This is a genomic window from Floridaenema fluviatile BLCC-F154, assembly GCF_041929135.1.
GTDB lineage: Bacteria > Cyanobacteriota > Cyanobacteriia > Cyanobacteriales > Aerosakkonemataceae > Floridanema > Floridanema fluviatile.
Map to the genome: position 1 here is coordinate 144,348 of NZ_JBHFNS010000077.1, position 13,516 is coordinate 157,863.

Below are 13,516 nucleotides of genomic sequence, written 5' to 3' on the forward strand. Positions count from 1 at the left end.
TTTGTAGACGATTTTCGTCTATAAGGCTAATCAAGCCACAAACTTTGATGAAAGTGTTTTAGCAAAGAACTACAATAATGCGAGTTGCTTCATTTTTTGCAGGTATTGGCGGGTTCGATCTAGGTTTTGAAAGAGCAGGAATGCAAGTAGTATTTCAATGTGAAATTGATGAATTTTGCCAAAAAATTTTGAAACGCCACTGGCCTAAAGTACCGATTCATGGAGACATCAGAACCCTCATTTGTTCAACTATCCCTACCGCTGACTTATGGTGTGCAGGATGGCCCTGTCAAGACCTCAGCAATGCCAACACGGAACGAAAAGGACTTGCAGGAGAAAGAAGCGGACTTTTCTACAAATTTATGGAACTTGTTGCAGAAGTTCAGCCAGCGTGGTTGGTCTTGGAAAACGTGCCGGGGTTGCTCTCGGCAGAGCAAGGAACCGCTCTTGAGGTCGTTATCGACACGCTGGAAACGCACGGGTATTTGGGGGGATGGCTATCGTGTAACGCTCTCCATACGGGTATACCTCACGACCGAGACAGAGTGTTCTTTATTGCCAGTTTTAGATCGAAACGTGCCTATGGAATCTTTACTGACAGCAGCGAATTGTCTGGGGATTCTGCGGCGCGAAAATCGAGCGGGACGCAAACTCGATCGAGTATTCGTGAAGGCGCTATCGGAGACACTCCGCTTGTGGTACAACGTCGCGGTGGCTTCGGGTATACCCTGGCAAAAAGCGTCTGCCCCACGTTACGCGCCCAAACTGGAGGACATCAAGGAGGTCATTCAGACCGACCAATACTCTGTGGCGAGAAACTTGACTTGGACAGAGTGGGAAAGATTAATGGGGTTTCCTCCCGGATGGACGGTCGCCGAGGGAGACTCCTTGGCAACGCAGTCGTCCCCGGAATTGCCGAATGGATTGGCAGAAGAATAATTGAAATAGAAGGTAAAAGTTAGGAAAATTGTTGGTAGTAGAGAAAAAGTAAAATGACTCAATCTTCAAATTGGCTTAATTCTTTAGTAACTAACCCTTGGTTTGTGCTTGCTATCTCTATAATAAGCGTTTTAGGAGTAATTATAACTGTTGTAAATATAAAAGTCAAAAGACCTTGTTATGCTATTCGTAGTGTAGGAATAATAGAAGATATTGCCAGTAAAAGTAAATTATTAGAGATGTACTATGCTGGACATAAAATAGAAAGACTAACTGTTACCAGAATAGCTTTTTGGAATGCGGGTAATGAAACTATAGACAGAAAGGATATTGCGGCAGCAGATCCTATCAAAATAGTTTTAAGCAGTGGTTACAATATTCTTGATGTTAAGCTAATATATGAAAAGGATAAGGTTAACCAATTTAATTTTAATTTTCAAAGCGGTAATCCAGATGTAATTTTAAACTTTGATTATTTAGATAAACACGATGGCGCTATTATTCAAATCGTTCATACTGGGGAAGATAGTAAAAACTTTGAAATCTATGGAAGGGTAAAAGGTGTTGGTAAACTTCGCTTGGTATCTAATGAGTTATTTTCTAAAGGCCAAGAAATTAGTGTTGCTATTTTCTCAGCAGCAACGGCTGTAATTTCATCTGTGTTAGGTACTATAATTAATAGCATTAATAATATTGGGGTTTTATATACAGCAAACGTAATATATATAATTATAATTATGACATCAGTTTTAATAATTATATGGGAGCTAAACAAGTTTTTTTTCAAAAGAATACCTAAAGAATTCAACATTTTTAAAGATGAATATTGGGGACTTTGAGGAGGATAAAGCGTTCAACCATAAAATTTGTCTGTATTGTCCAAAATGTATAAGTGCGATCGCACCCCAACCTCCAACCCCAGCAGTGACGGAAACTATGAAAAAACTCATTAATAATTCCTATGACAACTGAAACTATTACCCTTCAAATTCCAGAAATACTTTATCAACGCTTGGTCAATACTGCTAATGCGACACAGCGATCGATTGAAGAAGTTATCCTCCATGCTTTACAAGTTGGTAGTCCTCCACAGTGGGATGATGTACCAGAAGAGTTTCAAGCTGATATTGCGGCTTTGGATAAACTAGACGACGATACTTTATGGCAGATTGTTAATAGTCGGAAAACAGCAGCGGAAATGAAAAGATACGACTCTCTTTTAGAGAGAAATTCTAACTGTACACTCACAGAATCGGAACGTTTAGAATTGATGGCATTGCGGCAAGAAGCTGACCTTTTTATGTTAAGAAAAGCACAGGCAGCAGTGTTACTTCGCTGGCGGGGAAATCTCGTACCAACGCTTTGATAATTCATGTCTACCTATATTTCGGAAAGTTTAAGAAATCTAATTTCCCAAAGCGATCGAACAAAGAAATCACATTTCTGGGTCAAAGATTCCCCTTTCTAATTCTCTGTAAATCCTGCCAAAACTCCTCCCGCGTTACAGAATCCAAAATTTCACCTCGTTCTTGGGTATAGTTACCTTGTCCCCATCCCATTTGTTGCAAAAAGCGAATCGCATCAGACTGTCCCAAATTGCTGACCAAAATCTGATAACCTTTTTCTCTTAACTCTAGTGGTGTCATCATTGTTTACACATTATACAAATTACCAATTATCGTACTGTGGCTACTTCTACATATTCGCATTCAGTAGTTGGTTGAGGAATAGGTAAGCCATCTTCTTGCATTGCTTCTAAATGAAATGCGATCGCTTGCTTGGTTGGTTGAGTGTAGAAGTGCGATCGCGCTACGCCAACGCGATCAAACTTTGAAACAAAGTCTTGGATAGACTAAAAAAGATCACATAGCTTCCGAAGCCTAAACCTAGAAAATATGCCAACTGAAACTATTACCCTTCAAATTCCAGAAATACTTTATCAACGCTTGGTGAATACTGCTAATGCGACACAGCGATCGATTGAAGAAGTTATCCTCCATGCTTTACAAGTTGGTAGTCCTCCACAGTGGGATGATGTACCAGAAGAGTTTCAAGCTGATATTGCGGCTTTGGATAAACTAGACGACAATACTTTATGGCAGATTGTTAATAGTCGGAAAACAGCAGGAGAAATGGAACGATACGACTCTCTTTTAGAGAGAAATTCTAACGGTACACTCACAGATGCGGAACGTTTAGAATTGATGGCATTGCGACAAGAAGCTGACCTTTTTATGTTAACAAAAGCACAGGCAGCAGTGTTACTTCGTTGGCGGGGAAATCTCGTACCAACGCTTTGATAATTCATGTCTACATATATTTCGGAAAGTTTAAGAAATTTGATTGGAGAAAGCGATCGCCAACGTTGCTGCTATTGTTTAACTACTGAAGCCAATAGTGGCATTCCGATGTCTTACGATCATATTCAACCTATTTCTAAAGGTGGAGAAACTAGCTTTGAAAATGTTTGTTTAGCCTGTCGTTCTTGCAATGAATTTAAGAGTGATGCAACCGAAGCTGTAGACCCTTTAACAGGAGAAACTGCACCGCTTTTTAATCCGCGATCGCAGAATTGGTCAGAGCATTTTTCTGGGAGTTCTGATAGTACGAAAGTTGAAGGTTTAACTAGCATTGGACGAGCAACAATTGTACGTTTGAGAATGAACAATTCAGTTATAGTTGCAGCTAGGCGACGATGGGCAATTAGCGGTTGGCATCCTCCGGCAAACTAAGTTTATAATTTCTTAATCACCCGACAATTGCTGCTACTTCTACATATTCGCATTCAGTAGTTGGTTGAGCAATAGGTAAACCATCTTCTTGTATTGCTTCTAAATGAAATGCGATCGCTTCTTGAATATTTTGTTTCAATTCTTCTATAGTATCGCCAACACTTACGCACCCAAGTAAATCGGGAACATAAGCGGAATAATTACCTTTCGCTTTTTCAATTACCACAGCGTAACGCATTATTCATTCTCCAATTGTGCTTGTTTCCAAATACTCATAAGTGTTCCATTGGAAAAGAGCGATCGCTTAATCCCCTATTCAACTTCTAATTCTCTTAAAATGGTTTTAACTGGCAAAAATAGACTGCGTTTTGTCTTTTTAAAAGGCACAAAACCTTGCTTCAACCAAAATTCCTTTGCTTCCTCATTCCTGGTATCAACCCTAATTGCTTGAGTCAAATTCGTCTCTCTGAATGTTGGGAACAGTTTTCAGAGTACAAAATCTCCATCCCACGCATCGCTCCTGTTATACTTATCTTTAAATTCCTCAACAGTTGATTTGAGATCTTCTGATGCTGGGGGAGGATTTTCCCAAAGATTTTCTGATTTGATGGTGTTGGATGTTGTTTCTTGCTTTGGCTTTCTGCTTTCACGCCGAATATTAAAACCTTCCAGCACTAAGCGTGGTTCTCTCTGTAGAACAAGGAATATTAGCAAGAGTTGCAATATAATTACTACTGATAAGAGTAGCGGCAAACTTAGTAGCAGAGATTCATAACTCATGGGGTTGGGAATAAAAATAATTAATTATTAATTATATCATTATTTTATTTGATTGATGCGGTTTTGGATTTGGAGTGTTAGTGATGAAACAAATCAAAATAATTGTCGAAAAACATGAGGATGGCTACATTGCCTATCCCCTTGGCATCAAAGGCGTTGTAGTTGGAGAAGGCGACAGCTACGAAGAAGCCTTAGCTGATGTTAAATCTGCTATCCGCTGTCATATCGAGACTTTTGGCAACTCCGTGTTTGTAGAAGAATCTCCCGTTATCGAGGTTTTTGTTGCGGAAACAGAGGTAGCTATTTAATGGCTAAATTTCCTGTAGATGTTCCGAAAGCTAAAGTTATTCGGGCATTGGAATTACTCGGTTTTGTGATTCTTAGAGAACGGGAACATATAGTGATGGTGCGACAAAATCCTGATGGAACAAGCACTCCATTAACTATGCCAAATCACTCACAAATTAAAGGCTCAACACTTAGATCTATTTGTACCCAATCAGGGATATCGCGAGAAGAATTTTTAACGGCGTATGAGCAAAGTTAAAATGTAGTTTAGTTGTGGCTAGTATAGTTGTGGGTTAGGGGAGATCGCTTCTTGCCAAGATCACCCAGTTGGGTGAAACGAATGGGGGAAGTCATAACTTACCTTAGAGTGAGAAACTAAAGTCATATAGAGAAATTAAATATTTTTAACTCTATCCTCTCTGAGAAACTACAACAAACAGCAACTTTTGCCCCGCGAACGAGTGGGGTTTTTTATTGGTTTAACTATCTCGACTTTCAGGAATATAAGGATTACCAAGGGCGGCGGGAGGGGTAGATTTTCCGGCTAATCCTACTAAAGCTAATAGAGCAATTATATAAGGTAACATCACTAAAAATTGATAAGGAATATTCAAATTAAAGGCTTGAATTCTCAATTGTAAAGCTTCAGTAGCACCGAATAATAAACAAGCAAAAGCAGTGCTGACGGGATGCCATCTACCGAAAATTAAAGCAGCTAAAGCGATAAAACCTTTACCAGCACTCATGCCTTCTACGAAAAAGTTAACATGAACTAAAGTTAAATATGCTCCGCCTAAACTGGCAAGACAACCGCTAATTATCACAGCTACATAACGCACTAAGCTAACAGAAACTCCCGCAGTATCGGCGGCGCGTGGATATTCTCCAACCGCCCGTAAAGATAAACCTAAACTAGTGCGAAATATTAGATAGGTGGTGAGGGGAACTAAGATGAATAAGAGGTAAATTAAGGGGTCTTGATTGAATAGTAAAGAACCGATAATGGGGATATTTTTTAATCCGGGGATGGCAATGGTGTTAATTCCGGGAAGTTTTTGTGCTTGTCCACTATTAAATAAGATTCTTGCCCAAAAGGAAGTTAAACCAACAGCAGTGAGATTAATTGCTAATCCTGATACTAACTGATCGACTCTTAAACTAACACAAAGGTAAGCGTGCAAAAGTCCGACTATGCCACCGATGATAATTGCTAATAGTAATCCTACCCAAACATTGCCTGTAAAAAATGCTCCGACGGCGCTAGCAAATGCACCAGATAATAACATTCCTTCTAAGGCAATATTAATTACTCCTGAACGTTCGGAAAAAAGTCCTCCTAAAGCGGCAAAAGCTAGAGGAACTGCAAGGCGTAAACTGGCAATTAGATAGTCGGTGAAAAAGCTGAGGTTGTCCATAAAATAACAAAAATTAACCGCAGATGGGAGAAGAAATAAATGAGACTTTTGCCTAAAATATAATACTAAATCCGGGTTTATTACCCCATTTTAGGAATTTTTTTAACCACGCACCGCTACGCGAACGTGGTTCAATAAAATCCATAATTTATAATCCTAAACCAATAAATGTTGCTATCATCTGCGTTCATCTGCGTGCATCTGCGGTTTAAAAAATCCCTGAAACTTAAATCTCCTTTCCAAAGCAAAACTAATCGCAATAAATAATACGGTTAAACCTTGAATTGCATAAACCACTGTCACCGGAACATTTGCACTGCGTTGCATGACATTTGCGCCGCTGCGAAGTGCTCCGAAAAATAGGGAAGTTGCGACAACTCCGGCGATGTTTCCGCGACTTAAAAAGGCGATCGCGATCGCATCATACCCATATCCAGGCGAAAATTGATCGAAAAGTCGATGCCTCAACCCCAAAACTTCCGAGGAACCCGCTAACCCCGCCAAACCTCCCGCTAACGCCATCACCAGTATAATAGTGCGTTTCACCGACATTCCGGCATATCGCGCCGCTGTGGGGTTCATTCCTACCGCTGCGATTTGGTATCCTAAAGGCGATCGCGCCAACACTACCCACAAAACGATCGCCGCTATTAACCCAACTAAAATTCCGGCGTGGGCTTGGGTTTGCGGCAGTATAATCGGCAACCAAGATGTTTCAGGGAGTAAGGGAGAATACGGACTAGGCGCTCCTGGTTCAATTAAAGGTTGCTGTACCAAGTATCCCACCAAGTTCAAAGCGACATAGTTAAGCAACAATGTAGTAATTACTTCATTTACACCCCGTACTGCTTTTAAGTATCCGGGAATTGAGCCCCAAATTCCGCCAAACAAAAATCCGCCTAATAACGCTAAGGGTAGATGAATCCACGCAGGTAATCCTGGTAAATATAACCCGACTAAAGTACTACCGAGTCCACCCATGTAAATTTGCCCTTCTGCGCCAATGTTAAATTGTCCAGCTTTTAAGGCGACTAACACTCCTAAACCTGCTAATAATAAAGGTGCTGTTTTGGTGAGAGTGCTGCCGAAACCATAATAGTTTGTCAGTGATTCATTAAAGAGGACTGTATAAGCGATGACAGGATTATTGCCACTGAAGGCGATTAATATTGCACCAACTAGTAAGGCGAATGCGATCGCCACAATTGGCGATAAAATTGGGAGCAGAATCGGTAAAATAGGCTGATTTTTTGTCATCATTGAGCGTAAGAATGAGCAAATTTACATTGTAGATTTAATTTAATTTATAATATGTTGCAAATGCTAGTTACTAGAAAACAAACACTATGAACCGAAAATTTTTAGCTAGCGCCGCTACAATCACAATTCTGGGATTATTAGCTAGTCCGAGTTTATCTCAAACTGACACTAATGCCGAACTAAATGCACAACTCAAACAGGCAATTTGTACTCAACAATGGCGCAGAGCTATCCATGTTTTAAATCGCATGAAAGCGAGAGTACCACAAATGGAAAGCGAATTAAATAGTTATCGTCGCCAAATCCAAAGTTTAGCTAATTCTAGAGCCAGAATTCGACAAAATTGGCCTCCTGAATATTGTACTGCTACTTCTACAAATACTCCAGCACCCACAACTCAAACTACTCCTACTCCCCCGCCAACAATGCCAACAACAGCAACAGCTTCCTCAGTAACAGGCGAGGTTGCTGTTAATGAAATTAGCAGCGTATTTCGGGGGAGAACTGTTCGGGGTACTGTGGTAAATAATACTAATAATCCGGTGTCAAATATTAAAGTTAATTTTGCAATTGTCCGCAATACTACACCTGATGGGGAACCAACTGAAGAACGAGTAATTGAAACAGGTTCGCGGGAAATTCCTGGTACGATTGCACCTGGAGGAACAGTTAATTTTGAGGGAAGTGTTAATCAAAGAATTAGAGGTAATCCAAAAGTAATTTCTGTGGAATGGCGAAATACAATTGATAATTCCGAAGGTTCAAATCCACCGAAAGAAAATCCTCAGTAAATAGCCTATTTTTTGAACCGCAGAGGCGCAGAGAACACAGAGGGATTTCTAGTTGTAGGATGGTTAGATTAAGCGGCGAAATTTAGCGGCAATTAAAGGTGAAAGCGTTAATATGAACATACCGATTGGTAAAAGTCCGCCTTTGAGTAGGTTATAATCTGCGGCGATTCTTTCCCAGGAATAACCTGCTACAAAAAGTCCGAATGTCACCTCAAATGTTAGCATTAATACCAGCCAAAGTAAGCCAATAGCTAATAATTCAAAGACACTTTTTGCCCCAATCCATTTAATGAAAATAATGGTAATTGTTAGAATAATTACTGCACCTGTGAAAACTCCGATTTGTCTGGCGTGAAAATCACCGACGTAGGGTACAAGTAGCAGGGTGCGTGCGATTCCATTTGCGATTTCACCACAGACAATAATTACCCAAACTATAAGACTTTTAAAAAGTATCATTGGGTATTAACCTCCGATCGTTTTGAATCTAAAACCTTACCACCAGTCATTAAATAACCCACTTGTTCGATAGTCGCGGTAGTTGCGTCTAGGATATCAATAAATTTACCTTCATACATTACCGCAATCCGATCGCTAACCGCCATCACTTCTTCTAATTCAGTAGAAATATACAAAATTGCTGCGCCTCTTTCCCTTTCTGCTAACAATTTTTGCTGTACATATTCTGTCGCACCTACATCTAATCCTCTGGTAGGTTGCATGGCAATAATTAGATCGGGATTTCCCGAAAGTTCCCGCGCCAAAACTACTTTTTGTTGATTTCCTCCCGAAAGTTGACTAACTTTAATTTCGGGATTTTCGGCGCGAATATCAAAGTTTTCCATTGCTTCAGCAGCATGATGATTAATTACCTGATATTGCAATAACCAACGACGACAAAAAGGGAGAAGTTTAAAGGTTTTGAGAATCAAATTTTTGGCAATGCTAAAACCCATTACTAAACCCATTTTTTGCCGATCTTCGGGAATATAAGCTATACTTTTATTGGTGGTTTTTTTGCTAATTGTTCCGGCGGAAATTTGGCGTAAGTTGGCGTTAGCGTCAGCGTACCGCAGGTATATCGCATCTGCTAATTCTCTCTGTCCATTTCCATCTACTCCCGCTATTCCTAAAATCTCCCCAGAATGCAATTGAAAAGAGACATCTTTTACCACAGGTAAATCTCTTTCATCTCTCACCTGTAAATTCTGCACTTCTAACACTACATTTCCCGAAGTATGAGGAGATTTATCTAATTGAAATAATACCTCTCTCCCTACCATTAATCTGGCTAATTCTTGCGAGTTTGTTTCTTTAATTTGTAAATTTGCTACTACTTTTCCTCGTTGCAAAACTGTTACTGTATCGCAGAGGTTCATTACTTCTTCTAATTTGTGGCTAATGAAGATGATGGTGCGATCGCGATCGGCTAATTCCCGTAAAATTCTCGCTAAATTTTTCACCTCTGACGGTGTTAATACTGCTGTTGGTTCATCTAAAATTAATAACTTTGCTTGGCGATAAAGTGCTTTTAAAATTTCAATTCTTTGCTGAATTCCCACAGGTAAATCTCCCACTTTCGCCAAAGGATCGACATCTAGATTAAATGATTTCGCTAATTGGAAAATCTCTTGACTTTTCTCTGATAAATTCAACCTTAAATCTAACTTAGTTCCCAGAATAATATTTTCGGTGACAGTTAGTTGCGGTACTAACATAAAATGTTGGTGAATCATCCCAATTCCCTGCTGAATTGCCATTGCAGGTGAGAAAATTTGCACAGGTTTATTTTCTAAATAAATTTTTCCTGCATCTGGTTGATAAAGTCCACAAAGGATGTTCATTAAAGTAGTTTTACCTGCACCATTTTCCCCTAATAAAGCATGAATGCTACCTTGATTAACTGTTAAGTTAATATTGTCATTAGCAATAAAGTTGCCAAAGGTTTTAGTGATGTTTTCCAGTCTTAGGTAAGTCATTATTGAACCGCTACGAATCTACAAACCCCCGTCTTGTTGAAGAAGTCGGGGGTTTTATGAACTATGCTTGCTTTACACAACGGGTACTTTTCCCATTTTCCTGACAAGGTTCAAACATTATTTTTTTAGCTAAAATTGCTTCCTTTGTTTGCAATGCTTTCTGTTGTAATTCTTGCGGAACCATATCGCTAAATTTGCCGATATAAAGAATTTCTGGTCTTTCTAAACCAATTGTATAAACTTCACCTTTGAGATTATTTTTTACTGCTAAGTCAGCTAAATAAGCAATGGCTAAATCAATTCGTTTTACCGCACTAGTTAATACTGCTTTCGGTGCTAAATTTAATTGATCTGTTGTATTTCCAAAAGCAAAAACTCCTTTTTCCTCTGCTGTTTGTAAAACCGCAGGAGAAGCATTATCTAACCACTGATAAATTACATCAACGCCTGATGAAATTAAAGCTAAAGATGCTTCTTTTGCTTTCGCTGCATCATTCCAATCACCTGTGTAACTTGGTGTTATTTGGATGTTCGGTTTAACTGATTTAGCACCTAACTCAAATCCGCGTAATTCTTCATCAGTTGCTTGAAAAGATTGTGCTGATAAATACGCAAGTTTATTTGATTTTGTCATATTAGCGCCAATAATGCCGCAAATATAACTTGTCTGTAAATGATCGATTCGTAAAGATGCCATATTTGCACCTTGTACTGCACCATTTACACCAACAAAAAATGTTTTAGGGAATTGGGGTGCTACTTGTTGAATTGCTGCATCAAATTGTCCGCCATGAGCAAATATTACATTATAGCCACGTCTAGCAAAATCTGATAAAGCTTCTGTTTGATCTGCTTGTGCTACTTTTTCCACAAAAGCTGTTTCTACTCCTAATTGATTTTTGGCAGTATCCAATCCTTGAAAACCCGCTTGATTCCAGGCTTTATCAGTAGTAATTCCTGGTAAAACCATCGCTATTTTGAAGTTTTTCCCATTAGTAACCGCAGTGCTATTGTTAGTTGTATTACCTACATTTGGGGTGGGAGAATTGGAACTGTTACCGCAAGCTTTTAGTAATAAACTAGTACCAAGAGCAGCGGAAGCGTAATAAATAAATTGTCGTCTGGGAAGTTTTTGAGACATATTGCGATCGCCTGATTCACCAAATTTAAAGACTGGATTAGTTATACTGTTAATTCTTTCTGTCAAATCAGACCGTATTCTGATATACATTAATAATATAAACTATTTTGTTAAAACAATGAGTCAATCACTAGTTTTGAAACAAATTCCTTCACAATTGATTACTGTAGAAAATTTTCGTCCTTTCGGACAAGTAATTTTTCCCAGTCAAGATGGCAAAAGTTTTGATGCAGAAGATGCACAGTTAAATTTACAAAATGGCACTCCTCGATTTTATATTATGCAATTAACTCAGAGAGGACGCAAATTTCACAAAATTACTCGTCATGTTCAATGCACCCAATGTCTCGGTTCTTTAGCAGGAAAAGATTGGTTAATTGCGGTTGCTCCTCCTAATAATAACATCGATCGACCTGCGATCGAACAAATTGCCGCTTTTCACATTCCCGGAAATTGTTTTATTAAATTAGAAGTAGGTACTTGGCACGCTGGGCCATATTTTGACCATGAATTTGTAGACTTTTATAACTTAGAACTTGCTGATACAAATGTAGTGGATCATTTTACTCATGACTTTTCTCAAAGTCATCAATTAGAATTTGAGTTCGTTTAGTTATATATGCGAGATCCCCGACTTCTTCAAGAAGTCGAGGATCTGTAATTAAACTTCCTTTTCCATTACTTCACCATCAATTATTTCATAACCCCAAATAGAGTTCTTATTTGCCAAATTTCTCGCTGCATCATACTCACCCAAGCGACAAAGTTCTGCTAATAGTTGATATCCCTCTTCTTTTTGTTGTTGCCGTTTTTCTTGACGCAAATTCTCTCTTTCTTTGGGTGAAAGAGATTTTCTTCCGAAACTAAAACCATCAATTCTATTAACTCTTTCCATATTTTCCAGCTTAAAAGGGTGTAATATCTACCACTTCCCCATCAATAATTGCATAACCCCATTCTGGATGTTCAGCAATTTGCTTTTCTACTAAAGTTCGACCCATTGGAGTTTGATAAGCTGCTTGTAAAGCTTCTACTCTCGGAGGATCATTGCTTGAATTTAGGTTTTTATCTTCTCCAATTTTGTTATTTGAATTAAGTTCGATAATTTTTTGGTAATTAGAGGAATTTAAAGAAAATTCCGGTGATAATGCTGCTAACTTTTGCATAACAGTTTCTTTGGTTACATTAGGTTTGTCTCTAAAAGATGGTGGTAAATAAGGGGTTTGGATGCCTGATTTTTTGGCTTTAATTGCTTCGTCGGCGATCCGATCGCACTTTCGCAAAAAACCTTCCCACAAATCTTTTCCTAACACCGGATTTCGCAAATCAGAACGTGCTTTTGATACTGCAACTTCTAAAGGTTCGCCTTTTTGGACATAATATTGTATCCGTTCTTCTTCAAAAGCCGGATAAGCGATTCCCGGTTCAATTTCCCAGTCTCGCTTAATTTTTTGACTTTCTCCTAATGGAATTCCCTGCACAAATTCATCCCAAAATGGTGAAACTATACCTTTGGTTATGCCATCTATTGTTTTAAATACCCATTCTGAAGGATTGTAAAAACCTTTTTCTTTAGCATATTCTAACAAAGCTTTTTGAAATTCAGCAAATTGTTCTGGAGTTTGCCAAGGACCACTAAATTGATAATTTGGTGTCACTTTTACCGCAATTGGTTGACGTTGCCAAGGTATATTTTGCTCATTTTTGCTCGCTGGATTTGCTGGAATTAATTCTAAATTATTGCTCGCAGTTTCCTGAGTAGAATTACTCTTTAATTCATGCAAAAGTTCATGTAACTTTTCCTCTAAAGCTTCTAAGTTTAGCCAAAATTCTAAAGCATGATTAACTAATCTTTCTTTTAGCAAAGACCTCTCAATTAATTCTTTTCTTGCTAGTTCCTGTTCTCTAGGATTTAACCCAGTTTCTTCTTCTATTTCTTTGATAGTAATTTTTATCCAATCATAAGGATTAGTCGATCGCGATCGCCATTGCAAAAGCTGACCAAAAAATATACAAGATGTCACGCTACCAGTGACTTTTGCTAATCTCGGATAGTAAACTGCGGTTTTGCCTAAATCACTGAAAAATACTCCGATTTTCACTCCTAAATACTCCAATTATTTGGCATAATTCTTTATTGCATTAAGTCTTATTTTAGTTCTTTTATCTTGATTGTTCTGTCATCGCAATC

At 38.7% G+C, this 13,516-nt stretch carries 19 protein-coding genes and 1 pseudogene; 10 read left to right on the plus strand and 10 right to left on the minus strand.

Going from position 1 to position 13,516, the window contains the following annotated elements; all coding sequences use genetic code 11:
- Positions 1–77 precede the first annotated feature (77 nt).
- From ACE1B6_RS20925 to ACE1B6_RS20940, 4 genes and pseudogenes are all read left to right on the plus strand, one after another.
- Positions 78–584 (plus strand): annotated as a pseudogene (locus ACE1B6_RS20925) (DNA cytosine methyltransferase); the annotation flags it as partial.
- Positions 585–608: 24 nt separating this feature from the next.
- A complete protein-coding gene (locus ACE1B6_RS20930; protein ID WP_413259247.1) occupies positions 609–962 on the plus strand; it encodes a class I SAM-dependent methyltransferase in 354 nt (117 codons plus the stop codon).
- Between the two features lie 30 nt (positions 963–992).
- On the plus strand, positions 993–1,778 hold the full coding sequence (locus ACE1B6_RS20935) for a hypothetical protein (RefSeq protein WP_413259199.1): 786 nt from the start codon (positions 993–995) through the stop codon (positions 1,776–1,778).
- Positions 1,779–1,900: 122 nt separating this feature from the next.
- Positions 1,901–2,305 (plus strand): hypothetical protein, encoded by a 405-nt coding sequence (locus ACE1B6_RS20940; RefSeq protein WP_413259200.1) that lies wholly within the window; start codon positions 1,901–1,903, stop codon positions 2,303–2,305.
- Positions 2,306–2,387: 82 nt separating this feature from the next.
- On the opposite strand, the gene ACE1B6_RS20945 is transcribed toward ACE1B6_RS20940, so the two are convergent.
- Positions 2,388–2,588: a hypothetical protein gene (locus ACE1B6_RS20945; RefSeq protein ID WP_413259201.1), complete on the minus strand. Its 201-nt coding sequence runs from the start codon at positions 2,586–2,588 to the stop codon at positions 2,388–2,390.
- A 246-nt stretch (positions 2,589–2,834) separates the two neighbouring features.
- Between ACE1B6_RS20945 and ACE1B6_RS20950 the strand changes: the two genes are divergently transcribed.
- Positions 2,835–3,239, plus strand: a complete 405-nt coding sequence (locus ACE1B6_RS20950; RefSeq protein WP_413259202.1) for a hypothetical protein — start codon at positions 2,835–2,837, stop codon at positions 3,237–3,239.
- Positions 3,240–3,245: 6 nt separating this feature from the next.
- Positions 3,246–3,671 (plus strand): HNH endonuclease, encoded by a 426-nt coding sequence (locus ACE1B6_RS20955; RefSeq protein WP_413259203.1) that lies wholly within the window; start codon positions 3,246–3,248, stop codon positions 3,669–3,671.
- A gap of 16 nt (positions 3,672–3,687) precedes the next feature.
- Here ACE1B6_RS20955 and ACE1B6_RS20960 read toward each other — a convergent pair whose 3' ends face one another.
- Both ACE1B6_RS20960 and ACE1B6_RS20965 read right to left on the minus strand, forming a co-directional pair.
- Positions 3,688–3,909, minus strand: a complete 222-nt coding sequence (locus tag ACE1B6_RS20960) for a type II toxin-antitoxin system HicB family antitoxin (RefSeq protein ID WP_413259204.1) — start codon at positions 3,907–3,909, stop codon at positions 3,688–3,690.
- A 74-nt stretch (positions 3,910–3,983) separates the two neighbouring features.
- Complete coding sequence (locus tag ACE1B6_RS20965) at positions 3,984–4,127, minus strand: hypothetical protein (protein ID WP_413259205.1); 144 nt, start codon at positions 4,125–4,127, stop codon at positions 3,984–3,986.
- Between the two features lie 407 nt (positions 4,128–4,534).
- Here ACE1B6_RS20965 and ACE1B6_RS20970 point away from each other — a divergent pair, with 407 nt between their 5' ends.
- Together ACE1B6_RS20970 and ACE1B6_RS20975 are read left to right on the plus strand one after the other, a co-directional pair.
- Positions 4,535–4,759, plus strand: coding sequence for a type II toxin-antitoxin system HicB family antitoxin (locus ACE1B6_RS20970; RefSeq protein ID WP_413259246.1), 225 nt, complete (start codon positions 4,535–4,537; stop codon positions 4,757–4,759).
- On the plus strand, positions 4,759–4,998 hold the full coding sequence (locus tag ACE1B6_RS20975; RefSeq protein ID WP_413259206.1) for a type II toxin-antitoxin system HicA family toxin: 240 nt from the start codon (positions 4,759–4,761) through the stop codon (positions 4,996–4,998). Before ACE1B6_RS20970 ends, ACE1B6_RS20975 begins: the two co-directional genes overlap by 1 nt.
- Positions 4,999–5,218: 220 nt before the next feature.
- On the opposite strand, the gene ACE1B6_RS20980 is transcribed toward ACE1B6_RS20975, so the two are convergent.
- Both ACE1B6_RS20980 and ACE1B6_RS20985 read right to left on the minus strand, forming a co-directional pair.
- Positions 5,219–6,154, minus strand: coding sequence for an ABC transporter permease (locus tag ACE1B6_RS20980; RefSeq protein WP_413259207.1), 936 nt, complete (start codon positions 6,152–6,154; stop codon positions 5,219–5,221).
- Positions 6,155–6,331: 177 nt separating this feature from the next.
- Entirely contained in the window at positions 6,332–7,411 is a 1,080-nt protein-coding gene (locus tag ACE1B6_RS20985; protein WP_459563073.1) for an ABC transporter permease, read from the minus strand.
- Between the two features lie 89 nt (positions 7,412–7,500).
- Between ACE1B6_RS20985 and ACE1B6_RS20990 the strand changes: the two genes are divergently transcribed.
- The gene (locus ACE1B6_RS20990; protein ID WP_413259209.1) at positions 7,501–8,205 is read left to right on the plus strand and encodes a hypothetical protein; all 705 of its coding nucleotides are present in this window, start codon (positions 7,501–7,503) and stop codon (positions 8,203–8,205) included.
- A 63-nt stretch (positions 8,206–8,268) separates the two neighbouring features.
- Here the strand turns inward: ACE1B6_RS20990 and ACE1B6_RS20995 are convergent, their stop codons facing one another.
- The 3 genes from ACE1B6_RS20995 to ACE1B6_RS21005 form a co-directional block, all read right to left on the minus strand.
- The gene (locus ACE1B6_RS20995; RefSeq protein ID WP_413259210.1) at positions 8,269–8,664 is read right to left on the minus strand and encodes a hypothetical protein; all 396 of its coding nucleotides are present in this window, start codon (positions 8,662–8,664) and stop codon (positions 8,269–8,271) included.
- Positions 8,661–10,184 (minus strand): ABC transporter ATP-binding protein, encoded by a 1,524-nt coding sequence (locus ACE1B6_RS21000; RefSeq protein WP_413259211.1) that lies wholly within the window; start codon positions 10,182–10,184, stop codon positions 8,661–8,663. Before ACE1B6_RS21000 ends, ACE1B6_RS20995 begins: the two co-directional genes overlap by 4 nt.
- 61 nt (positions 10,185–10,245) lie before the next feature.
- Positions 10,246–11,325, minus strand: coding sequence for a BMP family protein (locus ACE1B6_RS21005; RefSeq protein ID WP_459563074.1), 1,080 nt, complete (start codon positions 11,323–11,325; stop codon positions 10,246–10,248).
- A gap of 118 nt (positions 11,326–11,443) precedes the next feature.
- Here ACE1B6_RS21005 and ACE1B6_RS21010 point away from each other — a divergent pair, with 118 nt between their 5' ends.
- Positions 11,444–11,938, plus strand: coding sequence for an ureidoglycolate lyase (locus ACE1B6_RS21010; protein ID WP_413259213.1), 495 nt, complete (start codon positions 11,444–11,446; stop codon positions 11,936–11,938).
- A 48-nt stretch (positions 11,939–11,986) separates the two neighbouring features.
- Here ACE1B6_RS21010 and ACE1B6_RS21015 read toward each other — a convergent pair whose 3' ends face one another.
- On the minus strand, positions 11,987–12,220 hold the full coding sequence (locus tag ACE1B6_RS21015; RefSeq protein WP_413259214.1) for a hypothetical protein: 234 nt from the start codon (positions 12,218–12,220) through the stop codon (positions 11,987–11,989).
- Between the two features lie 10 nt (positions 12,221–12,230).
- Positions 12,231–13,427, minus strand: coding sequence for a hypothetical protein (locus tag ACE1B6_RS21020; protein ID WP_413259215.1), 1,197 nt, complete (start codon positions 13,425–13,427; stop codon positions 12,231–12,233).
- Positions 13,428–13,516 lie beyond the last annotated feature (89 nt).

What these genes read in the sequence shown, in the direction of transcription:
- ACE1B6_RS20940 (WP_413259200.1), top strand. Translation starts at nt 1,901, where the DNA reads ATGACAACTGAAACTATTACCCTTCAAATTCCAGAAATACTTTATCAA.
- ACE1B6_RS21005 (WP_459563074.1), bottom strand. Translation starts at nt 11,325, where the DNA reads ATGTCTCAAAAACTTCCCAGACGACAATTTATTTATTACGCTTCCGCT.
- ACE1B6_RS20950 (WP_413259202.1), top strand. Translation starts at nt 2,835, where the DNA reads ATGCCAACTGAAACTATTACCCTTCAAATTCCAGAAATACTTTATCAA.
- ACE1B6_RS20985 (WP_459563073.1), bottom strand. Translation starts at nt 7,411, where the DNA reads ATGACAAAAAATCAGCCTATTTTACCGATTCTGCTCCCAATTTTATCG.
- ACE1B6_RS20935 (WP_413259199.1), top strand. Translation starts at nt 993, where the DNA reads ATGACTCAATCTTCAAATTGGCTTAATTCTTTAGTAACTAACCCTTGG.
- ACE1B6_RS20995 (WP_413259210.1), bottom strand. Translation starts at nt 8,664, where the DNA reads ATGATACTTTTTAAAAGTCTTATAGTTTGGGTAATTATTGTCTGTGGT.
- ACE1B6_RS20975 (WP_413259206.1), top strand. Translation starts at nt 4,759, where the DNA reads ATGGCTAAATTTCCTGTAGATGTTCCGAAAGCTAAAGTTATTCGGGCA.
- ACE1B6_RS21000 (WP_413259211.1), bottom strand. Translation starts at nt 10,184, where the DNA reads ATGACTTACCTAAGACTGGAAAACATCACTAAAACCTTTGGCAACTTT.
- ACE1B6_RS20980 (WP_413259207.1), bottom strand. Translation starts at nt 6,154, where the DNA reads ATGGACAACCTCAGCTTTTTCACCGACTATCTAATTGCCAGTTTACGC.
- ACE1B6_RS21010 (WP_413259213.1), top strand. Translation starts at nt 11,444, where the DNA reads ATGAGTCAATCACTAGTTTTGAAACAAATTCCTTCACAATTGATTACT.
- ACE1B6_RS20945 (WP_413259201.1), bottom strand. Translation starts at nt 2,588, where the DNA reads ATGATGACACCACTAGAGTTAAGAGAAAAAGGTTATCAGATTTTGGTC.
- ACE1B6_RS20955 (WP_413259203.1), top strand. Translation starts at nt 3,246, where the DNA reads ATGTCTACATATATTTCGGAAAGTTTAAGAAATTTGATTGGAGAAAGC.
- ACE1B6_RS20990 (WP_413259209.1), top strand. Translation starts at nt 7,501, where the DNA reads ATGAACCGAAAATTTTTAGCTAGCGCCGCTACAATCACAATTCTGGGA.
- ACE1B6_RS20960 (WP_413259204.1), bottom strand. Translation starts at nt 3,909, where the DNA reads ATGCGTTACGCTGTGGTAATTGAAAAAGCGAAAGGTAATTATTCCGCT.
- ACE1B6_RS21015 (WP_413259214.1), bottom strand. Translation starts at nt 12,220, where the DNA reads ATGGAAAGAGTTAATAGAATTGATGGTTTTAGTTTCGGAAGAAAATCT.
- ACE1B6_RS20970 (WP_413259246.1), top strand. Translation starts at nt 4,535, where the DNA reads ATGAAACAAATCAAAATAATTGTCGAAAAACATGAGGATGGCTACATT.